9 protein-coding genes are annotated in these 16,508 nt (G+C 76.2%); 7 read left to right on the forward strand and 2 right to left on the reverse strand.

The window, feature by feature from the left end; all coding sequences use genetic code 11:
* Positions 1–119: 119 nt before the first annotated feature.
* The 3 genes from AB6L24_RS26785 to AB6L24_RS26795 all read left to right on the forward strand — a co-directional run bounded on the left by AB6L24_RS26785 (position 120) and on the right by AB6L24_RS26795 (position 7,228).
* The gene (locus AB6L24_RS26785) at positions 120–932 is read left to right on the forward strand and encodes a response regulator transcription factor (protein ID WP_405659293.1); all 813 of its coding nucleotides are present in this window, start codon (positions 120–122) and stop codon (positions 930–932) included.
* Positions 933–1,110: 178 nt separating this feature from the next.
* Positions 1,111–3,222, forward strand: a complete 2,112-nt coding sequence (locus AB6L24_RS26790; RefSeq protein ID WP_405663347.1) for a sensor histidine kinase — start codon at positions 1,111–1,113, stop codon at positions 3,220–3,222.
* Positions 3,223–3,700: 478 nt separating this feature from the next.
* Entirely contained in the window at positions 3,701–7,228 is a 3,528-nt protein-coding gene (locus tag AB6L24_RS26795) for a BTAD domain-containing putative transcriptional regulator (protein WP_405659296.1), read from the forward strand.
* A gap of 19 nt (positions 7,229–7,247) precedes the next feature.
* On the opposite strand, the gene AB6L24_RS26800 is transcribed toward AB6L24_RS26795, so the two are convergent.
* Positions 7,248–8,951, reverse strand: coding sequence for a bifunctional 3'-5' exonuclease/DNA polymerase (locus AB6L24_RS26800; protein WP_405659299.1), 1,704 nt, complete (start codon positions 8,949–8,951; stop codon positions 7,248–7,250).
* A 104-nt stretch (positions 8,952–9,055) separates the two neighbouring features.
* Here AB6L24_RS26800 and AB6L24_RS26805 point away from each other — a divergent pair, with 104 nt between their 5' ends.
* Positions 9,056–9,904 carry a nitrilase-related carbon-nitrogen hydrolase gene (locus tag AB6L24_RS26805; RefSeq protein WP_405659301.1) on the forward strand — a complete coding sequence of 283 codons (849 nt, stop codon included), beginning with the start codon at positions 9,056–9,058 and terminating at the stop codon, positions 9,902–9,904.
* A 129-nt stretch (positions 9,905–10,033) separates the two neighbouring features.
* Here AB6L24_RS26805 and AB6L24_RS26810 read toward each other — a convergent pair whose 3' ends face one another.
* The gene (locus AB6L24_RS26810) at positions 10,034–12,346 is read right to left on the reverse strand and encodes an FtsX-like permease family protein (RefSeq protein ID WP_405659303.1); all 2,313 of its coding nucleotides are present in this window, start codon (positions 12,344–12,346) and stop codon (positions 10,034–10,036) included.
* 84 nt (positions 12,347–12,430) lie between these two features.
* Here AB6L24_RS26810 and AB6L24_RS26815 point away from each other — a divergent pair, with 84 nt between their 5' ends.
* From AB6L24_RS26815 to AB6L24_RS26825, 3 genes are all read left to right on the forward strand, one after another.
* Positions 12,431–13,615: a DUF2786 domain-containing protein gene (locus AB6L24_RS26815; protein WP_405659305.1), complete on the forward strand. Its 1,185-nt coding sequence runs from the start codon at positions 12,431–12,433 to the stop codon at positions 13,613–13,615.
* Between the two features lie 54 nt (positions 13,616–13,669).
* The gene (locus AB6L24_RS26820) at positions 13,670–14,044 is read left to right on the forward strand and encodes a MerR family transcriptional regulator (RefSeq protein ID WP_405663348.1); all 375 of its coding nucleotides are present in this window, start codon (positions 13,670–13,672) and stop codon (positions 14,042–14,044) included.
* 196 nt (positions 14,045–14,240) lie between these two features.
* Positions 14,241–16,502, forward strand: coding sequence for an FUSC family protein (locus AB6L24_RS26825; protein WP_405659307.1), 2,262 nt, complete (start codon positions 14,241–14,243; stop codon positions 16,500–16,502).
* Positions 16,503–16,508: the final 6 nt, after the last annotated feature.

The following is a 16,508-nucleotide window of genomic DNA, read 5'->3' on the forward strand; positions in this document are numbered from 1 at the left end:
GGCTCGCCTGCCGGGCCGTGCGCGGCGGCCGGGCTCCGGCGCGGGCCGAGTTGTGTGATTCCTGTCAGGGCGTTCCCGGGACGGCCGTGGACCGGGGAGGTCCACTTATGCTCGGGCGCATGTGCGCTTTTGTCCTGGTCGCGGAGGACGACGAGAAACAGGCCGACCTCATCCGCCGCTATCTGGAGCGCGAGGGGCACACGGTCGGCGTCGTCCACGACGGCCGGGCCGCGCTCGAACAGGTCCGGCGGCACGCCCCCGACCTGCTCATCCTCGACGTGATGATGCCGGAGGTCGACGGGCTCGGCGTCACCCGCGTGCTGCGGGCGGGGCCCAGGCCCGGGGAGCACCCGGGGCTCGGCGCGGCCCCCGGCGCCAGCACCCTGCCCATCCTCATGCTCACCGCCCGCTCCACCGAGGACGACCTGCTCCTCGGCCTCGACCTGGGCGCCGACGACTACCTCACCAAGCCCTACAGCCCCCGCGAGCTGATGGCCCGCGTCCGCACCCTGCTGCGGCGCGCCGGGGGCACCGCCCATCTGCCGCCGCCCGACCCGGACGCCCGGGTGCTGCGGGCCGGGGGCCTCGTCGTGGACGAGCGGCGGCACGAGGTGACCGTGGACGAGCGCCGGGTCGAGTGCACGCCCGGCGAGTTCGAACTGCTCGCCGCGATGGCCGCCGAACCGGAGCGGGTGTTCACACGGCCGCAGCTCCTGGACCGGATCCACGGCTCGTCGGGGTACATATCCGCGCGGACCGTCGACGTGCACGTACTGAACCTGCGCAAGAAGATCGAGGCGAACCCGCGGGCGCCGCGGCGGCTCGTGACGGTGTTCGGCGTCGGGTACAAGCTCGTGGCGCACCACGAGGCGGGGCACGGCGGGGCCGGGGCCGAGGGGCACGGCGGGGCGGCGGCCCGGCATGAGGCGTAAGAGGGGGGCCTCCGGTACCGACACCGGCATGGGCACCGGGCCCGGGCCCGGGTCCGGCACCGGCACCGGCACCGGCACCGGCGCAGGGTCCGACACCGGCGGCGCCGCCCGTACCCGCGTCCCCGTCCGCAAGAGCCTGCTGACCCGGCTGCTCGCCGTCTCCGTCCTCGTCTCCGTGATGTCGATCGCCGCCACCGCCTGGCTCGCCGCGCAGACCACCTCCGGGGCGATCCGGCAGGAGCAGGGGCAGGTCCTCGCCGACGACGCCCGGATCTACGACAAGCTCCTCGGCCTCGCCGCGACCCGCCCCAACTGGCGCGACGCCGACCGCACGGTCCGCCGCCTCGCCGCCGACACCGGCCGCCGCATCGCCCTCACCACCGAGAACCGCAAGGTCATCGCCGACTCCGCCGGGCCGGGCGGCGAGCGCGGGGCGCGGCTCCCGGCGCGCGCCTCCGCCGTCGTGGACCCGCTCGCCGTCGACTCGACGCTGGCGGCGGGCCGGAAGGACGAGGTCTCGGGCTCGGGCACCGGCGCCACCCCCGAGCCCGACCCCGCGCCCGTGCCCAGCGAGCCGTCGAAGCAGGACGTGCGGGCGCCGGGCGCCGACGGGGCCGTCGGCGACAGCGTCGGCGGGGGCACCGGGTTCGGCACCGGCGGCGACGTGGGCGGCGACGTCGGCGGCAGCGGCCTCGGCACCGGCGCGGGCCTCGGCACCGGGACCGGCGCCGTCGACCGCATCGACCCGCGTGCCGTCGGCCCCTTCCGGCTGCCCGCCGGTGAGCGTCGCACGCTGCGCGCCATCGCCGACAAGAACGTGGCCTGCCTGCGGGACGAGGGCGTCGACGCCAAGCTCGTCATCGGGCCGAGCGGGCGCCCGCAGGTGCAGGTGCCCGAGGACGCCGACAGCCGCGTCTCGGAGTACAGGTGCGGCCCCCATGACCTGATCAACATCACCGCGACCGAACGCAAGGCGCTCGACAAGGTCAACAAGCTGGCCTGGGCCTGCATGCGCCGCAAGGGCTCCGAGCCGGTGAAGTTCGGCCTCACCATCGGCCGCGGCGGCACCCCGCGCCTCTACCTGGCGAGCATCCCGATGGTGAAGCCCGAGCCGACGCCGTCCGCTCCCACCGGCGCGCCGCCCCCGCCCACGGACAAGGCCGCGGAGTCCCTGCGCCGCGAGGAGGACCTCGCCCGCAAGGCCAAGTGGCCCCGCAGCGAGGCCGAGCAGGCCGAGGAGGCGCTCGCCGCCAACTGCGTCGACAGCGCCCGCCGCGAGCAGCTCGGCCCGTACGTGTCCTCGCCCGCGCTCCTGTTCATCACCAGCCCGGACGGCTCCCGCCCCTCCGACAGCGGCTTCCAGCTGTCCGGCGCCAACACCACCCGCCTGGTCGGGCTCGCCGCCGCGATCCTCGCCGTCACCGTGGCCGCCACCGCGTTCGCCGCGACCCGGCTCACCCGGCCGCTGCGGGCCCTCACCACGGCGACGCAGCGCATGAAGACCGGCGAGGCCACCGAGCCCGTACCCGCACGCTCCGCCGGGGAGATCAGCCAGCTCGCCGCCGCGTTCAACGACATGGCCGCGCACCGCAAGGCCCTGGAGGAGCAGCGCAAGGCGATGGTCAGCGACGTCGCGCACGAGCTGCGGACACCGCTGTCCAACATCCGCGGCTGGCTGGAGGCCGCGGAGGACGGCGTCGTCGCGACCGACCCGGAACTCGTCACCTCGCTCCTTGAAGAAGCCCTGCTCCTCCAGCACATCGTCAACGACCTCCAGGACCTCGCCGCCGCCGACGCGGGCACCCTGCGCCTGCACCGCGAGCCCGTCCGCGCCGTGGAACTCGCCGACCAGGTCGTCGCCGCCCACCAGGCCCGCGCCGACGCGGCCGGCGTCCGCCTCACCGCCCGCGCCACCGGCGACCCCTGGCTCACCGCCGACCCCCTCCGCCTCCGCCAGGCCATCGGCAACCTCGTCTCCAACGCGATCCGCCACACCCCCGCGGGCGGCGAGGTGACGGTCCTCTGCCGGAACACCCCCGACGACACCGGGCGCGACGCGGGCGTCCTGATCGAGGTCGCCGACACCGGCACCGGCATCGCCCCCGGCGACCTCCCCCACGTCTTCGACCGCTTCTGGCGAGCCGACAAGTCCCGCACCCGCGCCACCGGCGGCAGCGGCCTGGGCCTCGCCATAGTCCGCAACCTCGTCCAGGCCCACGGCGGAACGGTGGAGGTGGAGAGCGAACGGGGCAAGGGTGCCGTGTTCACGGTGAGGCTGCCGGTGACATAGCCGCCGATGACCCAGGGGCTCCCGCCAGGCATTCCAGCCCGTCGTGGAGGTCCCCCCTGCTCCTTAAGAGCTTGGGGGAGTTTGAGGACGAGGCCGCAGGCCGATCGGGGCTGCTTGGTCCCACCCGAGGCGAACGACGGGGGCATTCCAGCCCGTCCGGCGTTTGAGGACGAGCGCGGAGCGCGATCCGGCGGAGGCTGTCCCACCAGAAGGGGCCGACGGGGCAACCCAGCCCCGTCCCACAGCAAGTGGGACGTCCCCCAAGGCCAGAGGCCAGCTTGGGCGGACCCGACCGCGCCGGCGACACTCCCCCGAGCCACGCGCTTAGCGCACGCACCGGCGGGGCCAGGTCCGATGTAGTGATCCCATCAGGCACCGCCAACAGATCGCTAACATGTGCCCAACGGCCGTTCGGAAGGCGCGGCGGGCCGGAATCCGGCAGGTGGCCGGACCGGCGGCAACGGGGAGTTGGGCGAGCATGGCGAACGAACTGCGGTTCGGTCTCATCGGCGTGCCCGCGGTGTACGACGCCGCAGGCGAACCGCACCCCGTCCGCAGCCCCAAGGCCCGCGCCCTCCTCACCGCGCTCCTCCTCGAACCCGACCGCGCGGTCTCCGCCGACGCCCTGAAGGACGCGCTGTGGGCCGAGGGCCCGCCCGCCTCCGCGCACGCCTCCCTGCAGAACCACGTGACCCGCCTGCGCCGCCTCCTGGACGACCCGGACCGCCTGCGGGCCGTCCCTTCCGGCTACCGCCTCCGCGTCGACGACGGCGAACTCGACGTACGCGTCTTCGAACGCCGCTTCGCGCAGGCCCGCGCCGCGCACGCCGAAAGGGACTGGCCCGCCGTCGAGGAGGCCGCCCGCGCGGCCCTCGCGCTCTGGCGCGGCACCCCGCTGTCCGGCCTGCCGACGGCCACCGCGGGCCACGCCCTCGTACAACGCCTGGAGGAGTCCCGCCTCCTGCTCCTGGAGTGCCGTTACGACGCGCTCCTCGAAGCCGCCGCCGGCGCACCCGGCCGCCACCTCGCCGAACTCGCCTTCCGCACCCCGGAACTCGCCTCCCTCGTCGCCGAGCACCCGCTCCGCGAGACCTTCCACCGCCAGCTGATGCTCCTGCTGCACCGCACCGGCCGCCAGGCGGAGGCCCTCGCCGTCCACCGCGCGCTCCGCCGCCGCCTCGTGGAGGAGTTGGGCGTGGAGCCGGGGGAGGCGGTGCGGGAGGCGCACGGGGAGGTGCTCCGGGGGGAGGCGGCCGGGGGCGCCGCGCCGGACGACGCGAACCCGCTGCGTACGGGTGCGGCCCCGCTGCGTACGGGCGCCACCCCGCCCCCCGACCGACCGCACCCGCACGCCGAGCCCGCCGCGCGGACCGCCCCCGAGCGACAGCCACCGCCCCGCCCGGGGACTCCGCCCCGGAAGCCGCACCCGGAGACCCCGCCCCGGAAACCCCAGCAGAGCCGGAGCCCCCACCAGCCCGAGCCGCCCCAGCCGTCCCCCTCGACGGCGAAACAGCCCCCGGGACCGCCCCGGGCCCTCCTGGCAGGCGGCCGACAAACCGCCTCCGCCCCCACCCGCCTGCCCCGCCCCGCCCAACTCCCGCCCAAACCACCCCACTTCACCGGCCGCACATCCGAGTCCCGAAGGCTCCGGGAACTGCTGACGGCAGACCACGACGTACCCGGAGCCGGAGCGGGAGCCGAAGTAGAAGCCGGAGCGGGAGCCGGAGTCGAAGCCGACGCCGGAGCGGAGGCCGAGGCCCGCCCCCGGCCCGCGGCACGCGAAGGCCGCCCCCGAGTGGCCGTACTCGCCGGAATGGCAGGCGTGGGCAAGAGCGCGCTCGCCGTCCACACCGCGCACGAGCTGCGCGCCGACTTCCCCGACGGCCAGCTCTACCTCAACCTGCACGGCGCCACCCCCGGCATGCCCCCGCTGCCGCCCGGCCAGGCCCTGGCCGCGCTCCTGCGGGACCTCGGCGCGGAGGCGCGGCACGCGCCCGAAGACCCGGACGCGGCGGCCGCGTTGCTGCGGTCGCTGCTCGCGCCGACCCGGACACTGCTGGTCCTGGACGACGCCGCGAGCGCCGCGCAGGTGCGGCCGTTGCTGCCCGGCGGGCCCGGTTGCGCGGTCATCGTGACGAGCCGTTCGCAGCTGACGGCCCTCGACGGCGCGGCACGCTTCCCGCTGGGGCCGCTGTCGGACGCGGACAGCGCGGCGCTGCTGCGGGCCGCGTCCGGCAGGGAGGGGCTCGCCGCCGACCACCCGCTGGTGGCGCTCGCGGGCCGCCTGCCGCTGGCGCTGCGCATCGTCGCGGCCCGGCTCGCCGCGCGCAGCGCGCTCACGCCGGACGCGCTGGCGGGGCTCCTCGCCGAGTGCGGGGACCGGCTGCACCACCTGGAACACGACGACTTGAGCGTACGCCGCTCCCTGGACGTGGCCCTGGCCTCGCTGCGCACGTCCGACCGCGAGGGCGACCGGGACGCGGCCCGCGCCCTGTGCGCCGTCGGCGCCCTGGACCTGCCGGAGTACGGCGCCCCGCTGCTGGCCCGCCTGCTCGCCCTGCCCCGCCGCCGCGCCCAGTCGGCCCTGGACCGCCTCGTCGACGTCGCCCTGCTCGACGAGACCGCGTACGGCCGCTACGCGCCCCACGACCTGGTCCGCGACTTCGCCCGCGAACACGCTTCCCCGCCCCCGGAGTCGGCCGACCGCGCGGCCCTCGCCTGGTACACGGCCACGGCCCGCAACGCCCTCCTCACGATCATGCCCGACGGCCAGGACAAGACGGACCGCCTCGGCCCACCCGATCCCCGCCCCGCACCCACCCCCGGAACGCCCGCCGACGCCGCAGCCGCCTCTGCTCACCCCCACGCGTCCGGCACCCTCGCCGCGCACGCCGATGCCTCGGCCGACGACGACACCATCGGCCGCGCCGGGCCGCACACCGAAGCCGGCGCCCTCGGCCGTGCCGAGCCAGGCACCGAAGCCGACGCCCGCAGCGACGCCGGGGCAAGCGCCGAACCCGACCCGCACACCCTCACCTTCCCCACCCCCGACCAGGCCTTCGCCTGGGCCGATCAGGAGTTGGGGAACGTCGTCAGGCTCGTCGAGCGACACGCCGGGGACGGCAGCGGGCTCGTGCCGCGGCTCGTCCGGTACCTGTTTCCGTATCTGCAACGCCGGGGCAGGCTCACCGAGTTGGACCGGCTGTGTGGCCTCGCCGTGGGGGCCGCGCGGCGGCGCGGGGAGCCGGGGGCCCGTGCGCAGGCGCTGTCCGACCTCGCGGGGCACCGTTTCATGGCGGGGCGCGCCGGTGAGGCCCTGGCGCTCAACGACGAGGCCCTCGACCTGTGGCGGGCCCTCGGCGACACCTCCTCCGTGCGGCGGGCCCTGAACCACCGGGGGCTGCTCCTCGAAGGCCTCGGCCGGCACGCCGAGTCCGCGGCCGCCCTGCGGCAGGCCCTCGACCTGGCCCGGGGGCTCGACGACCCGCTGAGCGAGGCCATCACGTACAGCCATCTCGGGAATCTGTACGAGCACACGGACGCGCGCGCCGCCATCACCCACCACGAGCGCAGCCTCGCCATCGGCGAACGCATCGGCCACCTCGTGGTGCGCCAGTCCGCCCACTGCAACATCGGCTACGCCCGGCTCACCCTCGGCGAACCCGCCGCCGCGCGCGGCCACTTCGAGGAGGCGCTGCGGCTGCACGGCGAGTACCAGGACTGGCACGGCGAGTCCCAGTCCCGCCTCGGCCTGGTCCGCGCCCTGCGCGAACTCGCCCGCGCGCCCGACGCCGCACGCGAGTGCGCCCTGCTCCTGGACCGCGCCGAGCACCGCGGCGACACGCACATGGCCGGGCTCGCCCGCCACCAGCACGGGCTGCTGCTGCACGCCGAGGGCCGCACGCGGGAGGCGTACGCGCAGTGGGAGGCGGCCCTCGCCGCCCTCGCATCCCTGGACGGCGTCAACGCCAAGGTGGTCGCGGAGCTCAAGGAACGGCTGGCGTGAACTGCCCGGGACCGGGGCGTCACTTGGCGTCGGCGTAGCACTCCACCACGGCCACCGTGAACGGGAACCGCACCGGCGTCTCGCCGAACGCGATCCGGCCCGCCAGGTCCCCCGCGTCCCGCACCGCCGCGGCGACGGCATCGGCCTCCTCCTCGGGGCAGTGCACGACCACCTCGTCGTGCTGGAAGAAGACCAGCTCGGCGCGCATCCCGGCGGTGGCCCTGCGCAGGGCGGCGAGCATGAGGAGGGCCCAGTCGGCGGCGCTGCCCTGGACGACGAAGTTGCGGGTGAAGCGGCCGCGGGCGCGGGAGTCGGTGGAGGCGTACCCGGGGGTGAACTCGTTGTCCTGGGAGGCCTGCTGGAGGCTCTCCTGCTCCTGGGGGATGCCCGCCTCGCCGCCGTCGTCGTCCGCCGCCCCGACGGCCGGGGGGCTGGTGCGGCCGAGCCAGGTCCGTACGAGGCGGCCCTCCTCGCCGGCCTTCGCGGCGTCGTCGACGTACGCGACGGCCAGCGGGAAGCGGCGGCGCAGCGCCGCGAGGTTCTTCAGGCCGTCGCCGGACGTCTGGCCGTACACCGCGCCGAGCAGCGCCAGCTTGGCGTGCTCGCGGTCGCCGGAGAACGCGCGGTCGGAGAGGCGGGTGTACAGGTCCTCCTCGCTGCCCGCCACGTCCATCAGGCCCCGGTCGCGGGAGATCGCGGCGAGGACGCGCGGCTCCATCTGGTCGGCGTCGGCGACGACCAGGCGCCAGCCCGGATCGGCGACGACGGCACGCCGGATGACCTTGGGGATCTGCAGGGCGCCGCCGCCGTTCGTGGTCCAGCGGCCCGAGACGGTGCCGCCCGGCGTGTACTCGGGGCGGAAGCGGCCGTCGTGGACCCAGTCCTGGAGCCAGGACCAGCCGTGGGCCGTCCAGATGCGGTACAGCGTCTTGTACTGCAGGAGGGGCCCGACCGCGGGGTGGTCGATCTCCTCCAGCTCCCACTTCCGCGTCGACTTGACCCGGATCCCGGCGCGGGCGAACGCCTTCACGACCTCGGCGGGCAGGTCGGGGCGCACGCGGTGGCCGAACGCGGCGGACACCTCGTCCGCGAGCTCGGCGAGCCTGCGGGGCTCGCCGCTGCCGCCGTACCGCTCGCCGAGGAGCTCGCGCAGGACGTCCTTGTGCACGTCGGCGCGCCAGGGCAGGCCCGCGGCGTTCATCTCGGCGGCCACGAGCATGCCCGCCGACTCGGCGGCCGTCAGCAGGCGCATGCGGCCCGGGTGGGCGGTGGCGTCGTGCCGCCGGAGCTGGTCGGCGTACACCTCCAGGAGGGCTTCCAGGGGCAGGGGCGGGGCCGGGACCGGCTCGAAGAGGGAGTCCTGGGAGCCCGGCTCGGCGGCGCGGGGCGGGGGATCGGGCGGTACGGGTCTTCGGTGCAGGCGGGCCCAGGCGGCGGCGGCCGAACGGGGCTCGCCGAGGCGGCCCTCGTGGCCGAGGAGCAGCAGCTCCGCCGCCTCCACGTCGTAGCACCGCTCCACGCGGGCGCCCGCCGCGAGGACCCGCGGATAGCTGGTCGCCGTGGACTGCCACACCCACCGCTCCACCTCCGGGTGCGCGAGCACGGCCTCGGCGACACCGCCGAACCGCTCGACCGCGCCGACGGGCCCCCCGTCCTCACCCACAGGCACGGCAAGGCTCACCCCTCCACCCGCCTCGGCCACCGCCCACCGCCCACCACTCATACCCCCGACGATGCCACCCACCACTGACAACGCCCCCACACGACGCGAACCCAGGTGGCCCCCGTCCGCATGCCGCCCAGGGCCCCCGCTGCCAGGCTCAGTGCATGCGAGTGGCGTTGGCGCAGACGGACTGTGTGCTGGGTGAGGTGGACGAGAATCTCGAGGTGGCCCGGGAGCAGGTGGCGCAGGCCGGTGCTCAGGGCGCCGACCTGGTCGTGTTCCCGGAGCTGAGCCTGCACGGGTACCACCTGGGCGCCCTGCGCAGGGACACCTCCCTCGCGGTCGACGACCCCCGCCTCCTGGGCCTGTCCCTGCACGGCCCCGACGGCCCCGACGTCCTGGTCGGGCTGCACGAGCACACCAGCCTGCGCGCGTACAACACCGCCGCCTACTACGCGGGCGGCTCCCTCCTGCACGCCCACCGCAAGCTGTACCTGCCCAACTACCTGGCCTGGGAGGAGCGCAAGCACGTCAGCCCGGGCCAGCACCTGCGCGCGTACGACCTGCCCGGCAACCACGGCCGCGCCGCCACCCTCGTCTGCAACGACGCCTGGCAGCCGGTCCTGCCCTGGCTCGCCGTGCAGGACGGCGCCGAGGTCATCGTCGTACCGACGAACAGCGCCGCGAGCCTCGACCCGGAGGCGATGGACACGGGCCTGTACTGGGACACCTTGCTGTCGTACACCGCCCGCATGCTCCAGTGCTGGGTCGTCTTCGTGAACCGTGTCGGCAACGAGAACGGCGCCACGTTCTGGGGCGGTTCGCGGGTGGTCGACCCGCGCGGCACGGTCGTCGCACAGGCCCCGAAGTGGGAACAGGCACTGGTCACCGTCGACATCGACGTCCATGAGGCCCGCCGTCAGCGCCGCATGGTGCCCCTCGTCGCCGAGGCCCGCCTCGGCCTCGTCGACCGGGAGGTCCGGCGGCTGATCGACGAGGGCGGGGACTCCTAGGCCGGGAGGCGGGACTCCCTGGCCTGGGAGGCGGGGGACTCCTGCGCCGGGGAGGTGGGGACTCCTGCCCGGGGAGGTGGGGACTCCTGCGCCGGGGAGGGGGACGCTCACGCCGACCAGGGCGCGCCCTCAAGCCGCCGGCCTCCGGCACCCCATCACCCCCGCCCCCACCGCCACCACCGCGAGCACCCCCACGCACACCCCCATCACGTCCCACGGCACCACCACCCCCGCCGGTGCGGAGAGCCGCGCGAGCCCCGCGCTCAGGCCGCCGAGGCCGACCAGCGTCACCGCGAGGCCGAGTACGGCGCCCACCGTCACCGCGAGGACCGCCTCGGCGGCCACGACGAGCCGTATCTGGCCGGGCGCGGCGCCGAGGAGGCGCAGGGAGCGCAGCTCGGGGGCGCGTACGGGGGCCGTCATCAGCTGGGTGCTCGCGAGTGAGATCGCCGTGTACGCGAGGCAGAGCGCGAGCAGCATGTGCAGGCCGAGGCGCGTCTGGTGCTTCATGCCGGGGTACTCGGCGGCCAGCCACTCCCCGGCCGTGCGCACCTGCCCGCCGGTCGTCCGCAGCGCCGCCGCGACGGCCGCGGGGTCGGCGCCGTCCCGCAGGCGCACGTCGACGCGGTCGAGCGGGGCGGCGGGGGCGTTGCGGGCCGTCACGTACGCCCCGTTGTCGCCCGTGCCGCGCGCGAGGACCGCCGCGATCCGCAGCCGTGCCCGGCGGCCGTCGCCGAGCCACACGTCGACGTGCTCGCCGACGCGGTGCCGCTGCCACTCCTCGTTGACGACGATCGAGCGGTCGTCGAGCCGGCGTACGTCACCGGCGACCACGGGCAGCCGGTGCGTCGCCGCGAACGCCGCCGGGTCGGTCACGGCGCGCGCCTCGGCCCGCAGGAGCGCGGTGTCGTCGTCCTCGCGCACGAAGACGGCGGTGCTCGCCGACGCGGCGACCGTCGCGCCGGGGATCCGCTCCGGCTGCCTCAAGTCGTCGCCGGTGACGACCAGTTGGGCGGCGGTACGGTCCCTCGCCTCGGTCGCCTTCGCCGCGCCCACCGTCGCGGCGGAGCCGAGCAGGCAGCCCGCGGTGGCGACGGTGACGAGGACGGGGGCGGCGACGGCGGCGGTACGGCGCACGGAGCCGGCGGCGTTGGCGCGGGCGAGGCGGGCGAGGGTGAGGGCTGCGGCGGGGCGGCGCTTCAGGGGGGAGGGGCGGCGGGGCGGGGCCGCCGGGTGGTGGGCCACGAACGCGGGGCGCTGCGCCAGGAACGCCGGACGGCCAGCCAAGAACGCCGGGCGCCGCACCAAGAACGCCGGACGGCGGAACGCGGCGACCACATGTCGTACGAGGAGAGGAGAAAGGGCCGCCACCCCCGTCGAAAGGATCATCGGCTGCGTCGTGTACGTCTTGCGCTTGAGCAGCTCCGACGGCTCCGTCCACAGCGTCCACGCGAGCAGCCCCACCCCGCCCGCGATCAGCACCGCGCCCACGACCCGGCGGCCTAGCGGCATCACGCCGGTGTCGAGCGACGCCTCGCGCAGCGCCTCCACGGGGCTCACCCGGCCCGCCCGGCGCGCCGCGCTCCACGATCCGGCGAGGGCGACGAGCAGTCCGGTCCAGAAGGCGAGCTGGTACGGCCACCAGGTCCAGGCGAAGCCGGAGGGACCGCCGTCGACGGTGAACCACGGCGGCGCCACCTCCGCGTCGACCAGAGCCCGCGCGAGGCCGGGCGCCGCCCACGCCCCGCCCGCGCACCCGGCCGCCGAGGCGACCGCGCCCACCGCGAGGGCCTCGGCGAGCAGCCACCGCCGCACCTGCCCCCGGCTCGCCCCGGCCGCCCGCAGCAGCCCGAACTCGCGCCGCCGCAGCGCCACCACGAACGCGAACGTCGACGCGGTCACGAACACCGACACGAACGCGGCGACCCCGCCCGCCGTGCCCAGGAACGCGTTCACGGCGACCAGCGCCCGCGCGTCCCGTTCGGTGTCCGGGTCGACCCGGCGGCGGTCGGCGCCGGTCAGGACGCGGGCGCCGGTGCCGGACGCGGCGACGACGGCGCGCACCCGGGCGGCGGGCGCGTCGAGGCCGACGGCGTCCGGTGCCGTACGGTCTGTACGGGTCTGGGCGGGGTGGGTCCGGCCGGGGCTGAGCGGGCCGAGGCGGCGGAGTTCGCGCAGCAGTTCGTTGTCCACAGGGTGTGGATGAGCGAGCCGCTTCGTGACGTGACGGGTCTCGGGCCCGCGTAGCACCGGCACCGTCAGCGTGTCCCGGCCCGTCACCACCACCGGCGAGTCGGCGAACCGCACCGGCTCCCGCTCCGGCGCGCGCACGCTCGCCGCGAGCCCCACCCCTGTCGCGGCGATCAGGGCCACGCCGAGGGCGACGGCGGCGAAGGCACCCAGGAATCCGGCCCACCGGGCCCGTAGTGACGCAAGAACCATGCCTTGAGCCAACCGCCCCGGGGCCGCGCGCTCACGACCACTGGCGGGCCGGTCGAAGGTAGGGCCAGGCCTACCCTTAGGGGTATGGATTCGGTGATCGACAGGGCGTTCGCGGCGGCGCTGTACGGGGCGGACGCGGGGGCCGGCCGCCACGCGCACGCCGACGAGGGCCTCGACACCGGCGCCTCCCTCCTCGCCGCCGACCCCACCGCCGACGCCGAACTCGCCGCGCGGGGCGAGGAGTTGCTGCGGCGGGCCTGGGAGCGCGGCTGGCAGCCCGCCGACGTCCTGCGCCTGGTCCGGCGCGACCTCGACGAGCCCCACGTACGCCTCGCCGCCGCCCTGATCCGTACCGAGACCCTCCGCTACGCCCCCGGCCTGCTGCCCGCCCGCTGGCCCGCGCAGCTCGACGCCCTCGACGCCCACGAGCCCTGGCGGGGGCCCGACCGGTTCACGCACGCCACCGCCGTGCTCGCCCTCTACCGGCTCCTGCTGAGGCTGCCCCCGATCGAGCCCGTCGGCCCGGCGCCCGGCACGCCCCTGCACGTACCGCCGCCGCACCGCGACGACGAGCCGCGCGCCCTCACCCGCATCCGGGCGCTGCTCGCCAAGGCCGAGGCGACCGGCTATCCGCAGGAGGCGGAGGCGCTCACGGCGAAGGCGCAGGAGCTGATGGCGCGGCACAGCGTCGACGAGGCGCTGCTCGCCGCCCGTACGCACCGCCCGGACGCGCCAGGGGCCTGCCGCATCGGTGTCGACGCCCCGTACGAGACCGCCAAGGCGATCCTCCTCGACGCCGTCGCCGGGGCGAACCGCTGCCGCGCGGTGTGGAACGAGGCGTTCGGCTTCAGCACGGTCGTCGGCTTCGAGGCCGACCTGGAGGTGGTGGAGCTGCTGCACACCTCCCTGCTCGTGCAGGGCCTCGCCGCCATGACGACGGCGGAGGCCGGGCAGCGCGCGGGCGGGCGCAAGCGCACCAAGACGTTCCGGCAGGCCTTCTGGATGGCGTACGCCCAGCGCGTCGGTGCCCGCCTGGAGGCCGCCGCCGCGCCCGTCACCCACGAGGAGGCCGGTGGGGGCGGGGCGCTGCTTCCGGTCCTCGCCGCGCGGGACGTCGCCGTCACCGACCGGGCGGAGCGGATGTTCCCGGAGACGACGACCACGCGGGTACGCGGCGTGCGGGACGGCGCGGGCTGGGCCGAGGGGGCCGCGGCGGCCACGAACGCCAGCCTGCACACGCGTGTGAGGCTTTCCGGGCGGGAAGGGTGAGGCAGGGGTGAGGCAAGGGTGAGCGGAGGAGGGGGTTCAGGGGTGAGTACGCGGATGCGCATCGGGGAGCTTTCGGAACGCACCGGCACACCGCGCAGGCTGCTGCGCTACTACGAGGAGCAGGGGCTGATCGTCGCCGATCGGGCGGCCAACGGGTACCGCGTGTACGACGAGGCGTGCGTCGACCGGGTCCTGCAGATCCGGGGGCTCCTCGACGCGGGCCTGCCCACGCGGCTCATCAAGCAGATCCTGCCGTGCCTGGACAAGCCCCGGGTCATCCACTTCCCGGACGCCACGCCGGAGATGCTGGCCACGTTGGAGCGGGAGCGGGACAGCATGACGCGGCGGGTGGAATGTCTGACCCGGAACCGGGACGCGATCATCGAATACCTCGACGCGGTCCGCGCCCGCCTGGACCAGCCCGCCTGACCCGCCCGACCCTCGGCCCGTCGGCGCCCTCTGCCCGTCCTGCCTCGGGCCGGGCGCCCTGCCCGCCCCACCGCGCCCTCGTCCGCGCGGCCCCCTGCGCCCTCCCCGGCCCGCCGCTCCGCGGCGGCCTCTCCCACCCACCCGCCCCGTGCTGTCGGACGCGGCGCACCCCCGGCCCCACCCGTACGATCACACCGTGACCTGGTGGCGAGCGCTGCGACAGACCACGCGCTCGGGGCTTGCCGTGGAGCGCACGCGCCTCGAACCGCTGGTCGCCCTGCGCGGAGCCGCCGGTCTGGCGATCGTGATCGGGGTGAGCCTCGCCCTGTTCGGCCCCGCCGTCGCCGCCAGCTCGGCCTTCGGCGCGTTCCAGGCCGCCATCGCCACCTTCCAGCGCAGCTGGCGCCCCCGCCCCGAACTCGCCATCGCCTCCGGCACCAGCCTCGCGATCTCCACCTTCCTCGGCTACCTCACCGGCAGCCACCTCCTGCTCTTCCTCGCCCTCCTCGCCCTGTGGACCTTCCTCGCGGGCCTGAGTTGGTCCGCGGGCCCGACCATCGGCCTCATCGCCACCTCCAACGTGGCGATCATGCTGGTCACGATCACCCTGCCGACGTCCGTCGCCGCCGCGGCCGGGCACGCCGCGATGATGGTCGTGGGCGGCGCCGTCCAGGCCGCCCTGGTGATCGTCTTCCCGGTACGCCGCTGGGGCGCCCACCGCGACGCCCTCGCCGACGCCCTGGCCGCCGAGGCCGACTACGCCCGCCGCCTGCGCCACGACCCGGTGGCGCCCTTCGACCCGGCCCCGCTGATGACGGCCCGCGCGGCCGCCCACATCACCCCGCGCCAGGCCCGCACCCGCCCCGCCGAACTCCACGGCGCGCGCGGCCTCGCCGAACGCATCCGCCCCGTCCTCGCGTCCCTCGCCGACCCGGCCCTCGGCGCCCCGGCGGAGGGCCCCGAACGCGACCGGGTCCGCGAACTCCTCGCCGCCGCGGGCGCCATCCTCGACGCGGCCGCCCGCGCCGTCCGCCACGGCACCCCGGTCGACCTCCCCCCGGCGGCGATCTCCACCTTCCGCACCCCCGACACCGGCGCCCTCCTCAAGGGCCCACCCCACCGGGCAGCAACCCGCCTGGGCACCCTCCTCAGAGACGTAGTAGAGGTGGCAACAGGCGCCCCCACCTCTCCACCCACCCCGACTTCCCCGGCCACCTCAGCCGTGGCCGACGGCCACCGTCCGCCCCCCTCTGTGGGCACAGCCCCGTTCGACGGTGCCGTGACGTCGGGTGAGGGGCGCCCCCGGCCCCCCACCCCGCCCCAGGGCAACCTCGTCCGCCCAGGCCTGACCGCCCTGGTCCCCGCCGCCTCGAAGGCAATCCGCACCGACCTGAACCCCCGCTCCCCGGTGACCCGCCACGCCCTGCGCGTCACGACGGTCACCGTCACGGGCTACGCCGCCGGCACCCTCCTCCCCCTGGGCCACGGCTACTGGGCCCCCATGGCCGCCGTCATGGTCATGCGCCCCGACTTCTCCCAGACCTACGCCCGCGCGGTCGCCCGCTTCGGCGGCACCCTCGTGGGCGTGGCCCTGGCCACCGCCCTGGTCCAGCTGGCCCACCCGGGCACCTACCTCTCGGGCGCCCTCGCCGCGGCGAGCGCGGGCCTGATGTACCTCCTGATGCGCACGGGCCAGTTCGCCGCCCAGGCCTGCGTCGCCGCGTACGTGGTCTTCCTCCTCGGCATGGGCGGCGAACAGTGGACCCAGACGGTCCCGGAACGCGTCGTCCTCACCCTCATCGGCGGCATCCTCGCCATGGCGGCGTACGCCCTGTACCCCGCCTGGGAGACCCCGCGCCTGCGCACCCGCCTCGCCGACTGGCTCGCCGCGAACGGCCGTTACGCCGCGGCCGTCGTCGCCCACTACGCCGACCCCGCGGGCAGGAACTGCCCCGACGTCCGCACGGCCCTCCTCGCCGCCCGCACCGCCCGCGCCTCCTGGCAGGAGGCCCTGGAACGCGCCGAGCACGAACCCGTACGCCACCGCGGCCTCTCCCGCGCCGCGGCCGCCGACGCCGGGCAGGCCCTGTCCCAACTGGGCCGTGTCGCCATGCTCCTGGAGGCCCACCTCCCGGACCGCGGCACACCCCCGGTCCCGGCCGCCGCGGCCCTCGCGGACGCCCTGCGCACCGCCACCGAGCGCGGAGCGCAGGCCGTGCGCGAGCGCCGCGTACCCGAGTGGGACGCGGTCCGCGACGCCCTCGACGCCTGGGATCCTGGCGAGGCCCCCGACCGCGTCGTCCGTCGCGGCGGCACCCTCCTCCTGCGCGCCCTCGCCGACCTCTCCGACGCCCTGGACACGGCGGCCGCACCGATGCTGGTCGACGGCACGGACACGAACGTACGGACGGGAAAAGCCGACGGGCCGCAGGGCCCGGAGGACCCCACGACCCGATGAGCCGGT

This window comes from Streptomyces sp. RK9 (assembly GCF_045070545.1).
Classification (GTDB): Bacteria; Actinomycetota; Actinomycetes; order Streptomycetales; family Streptomycetaceae; genus Streptomyces; species Streptomyces alboflavus.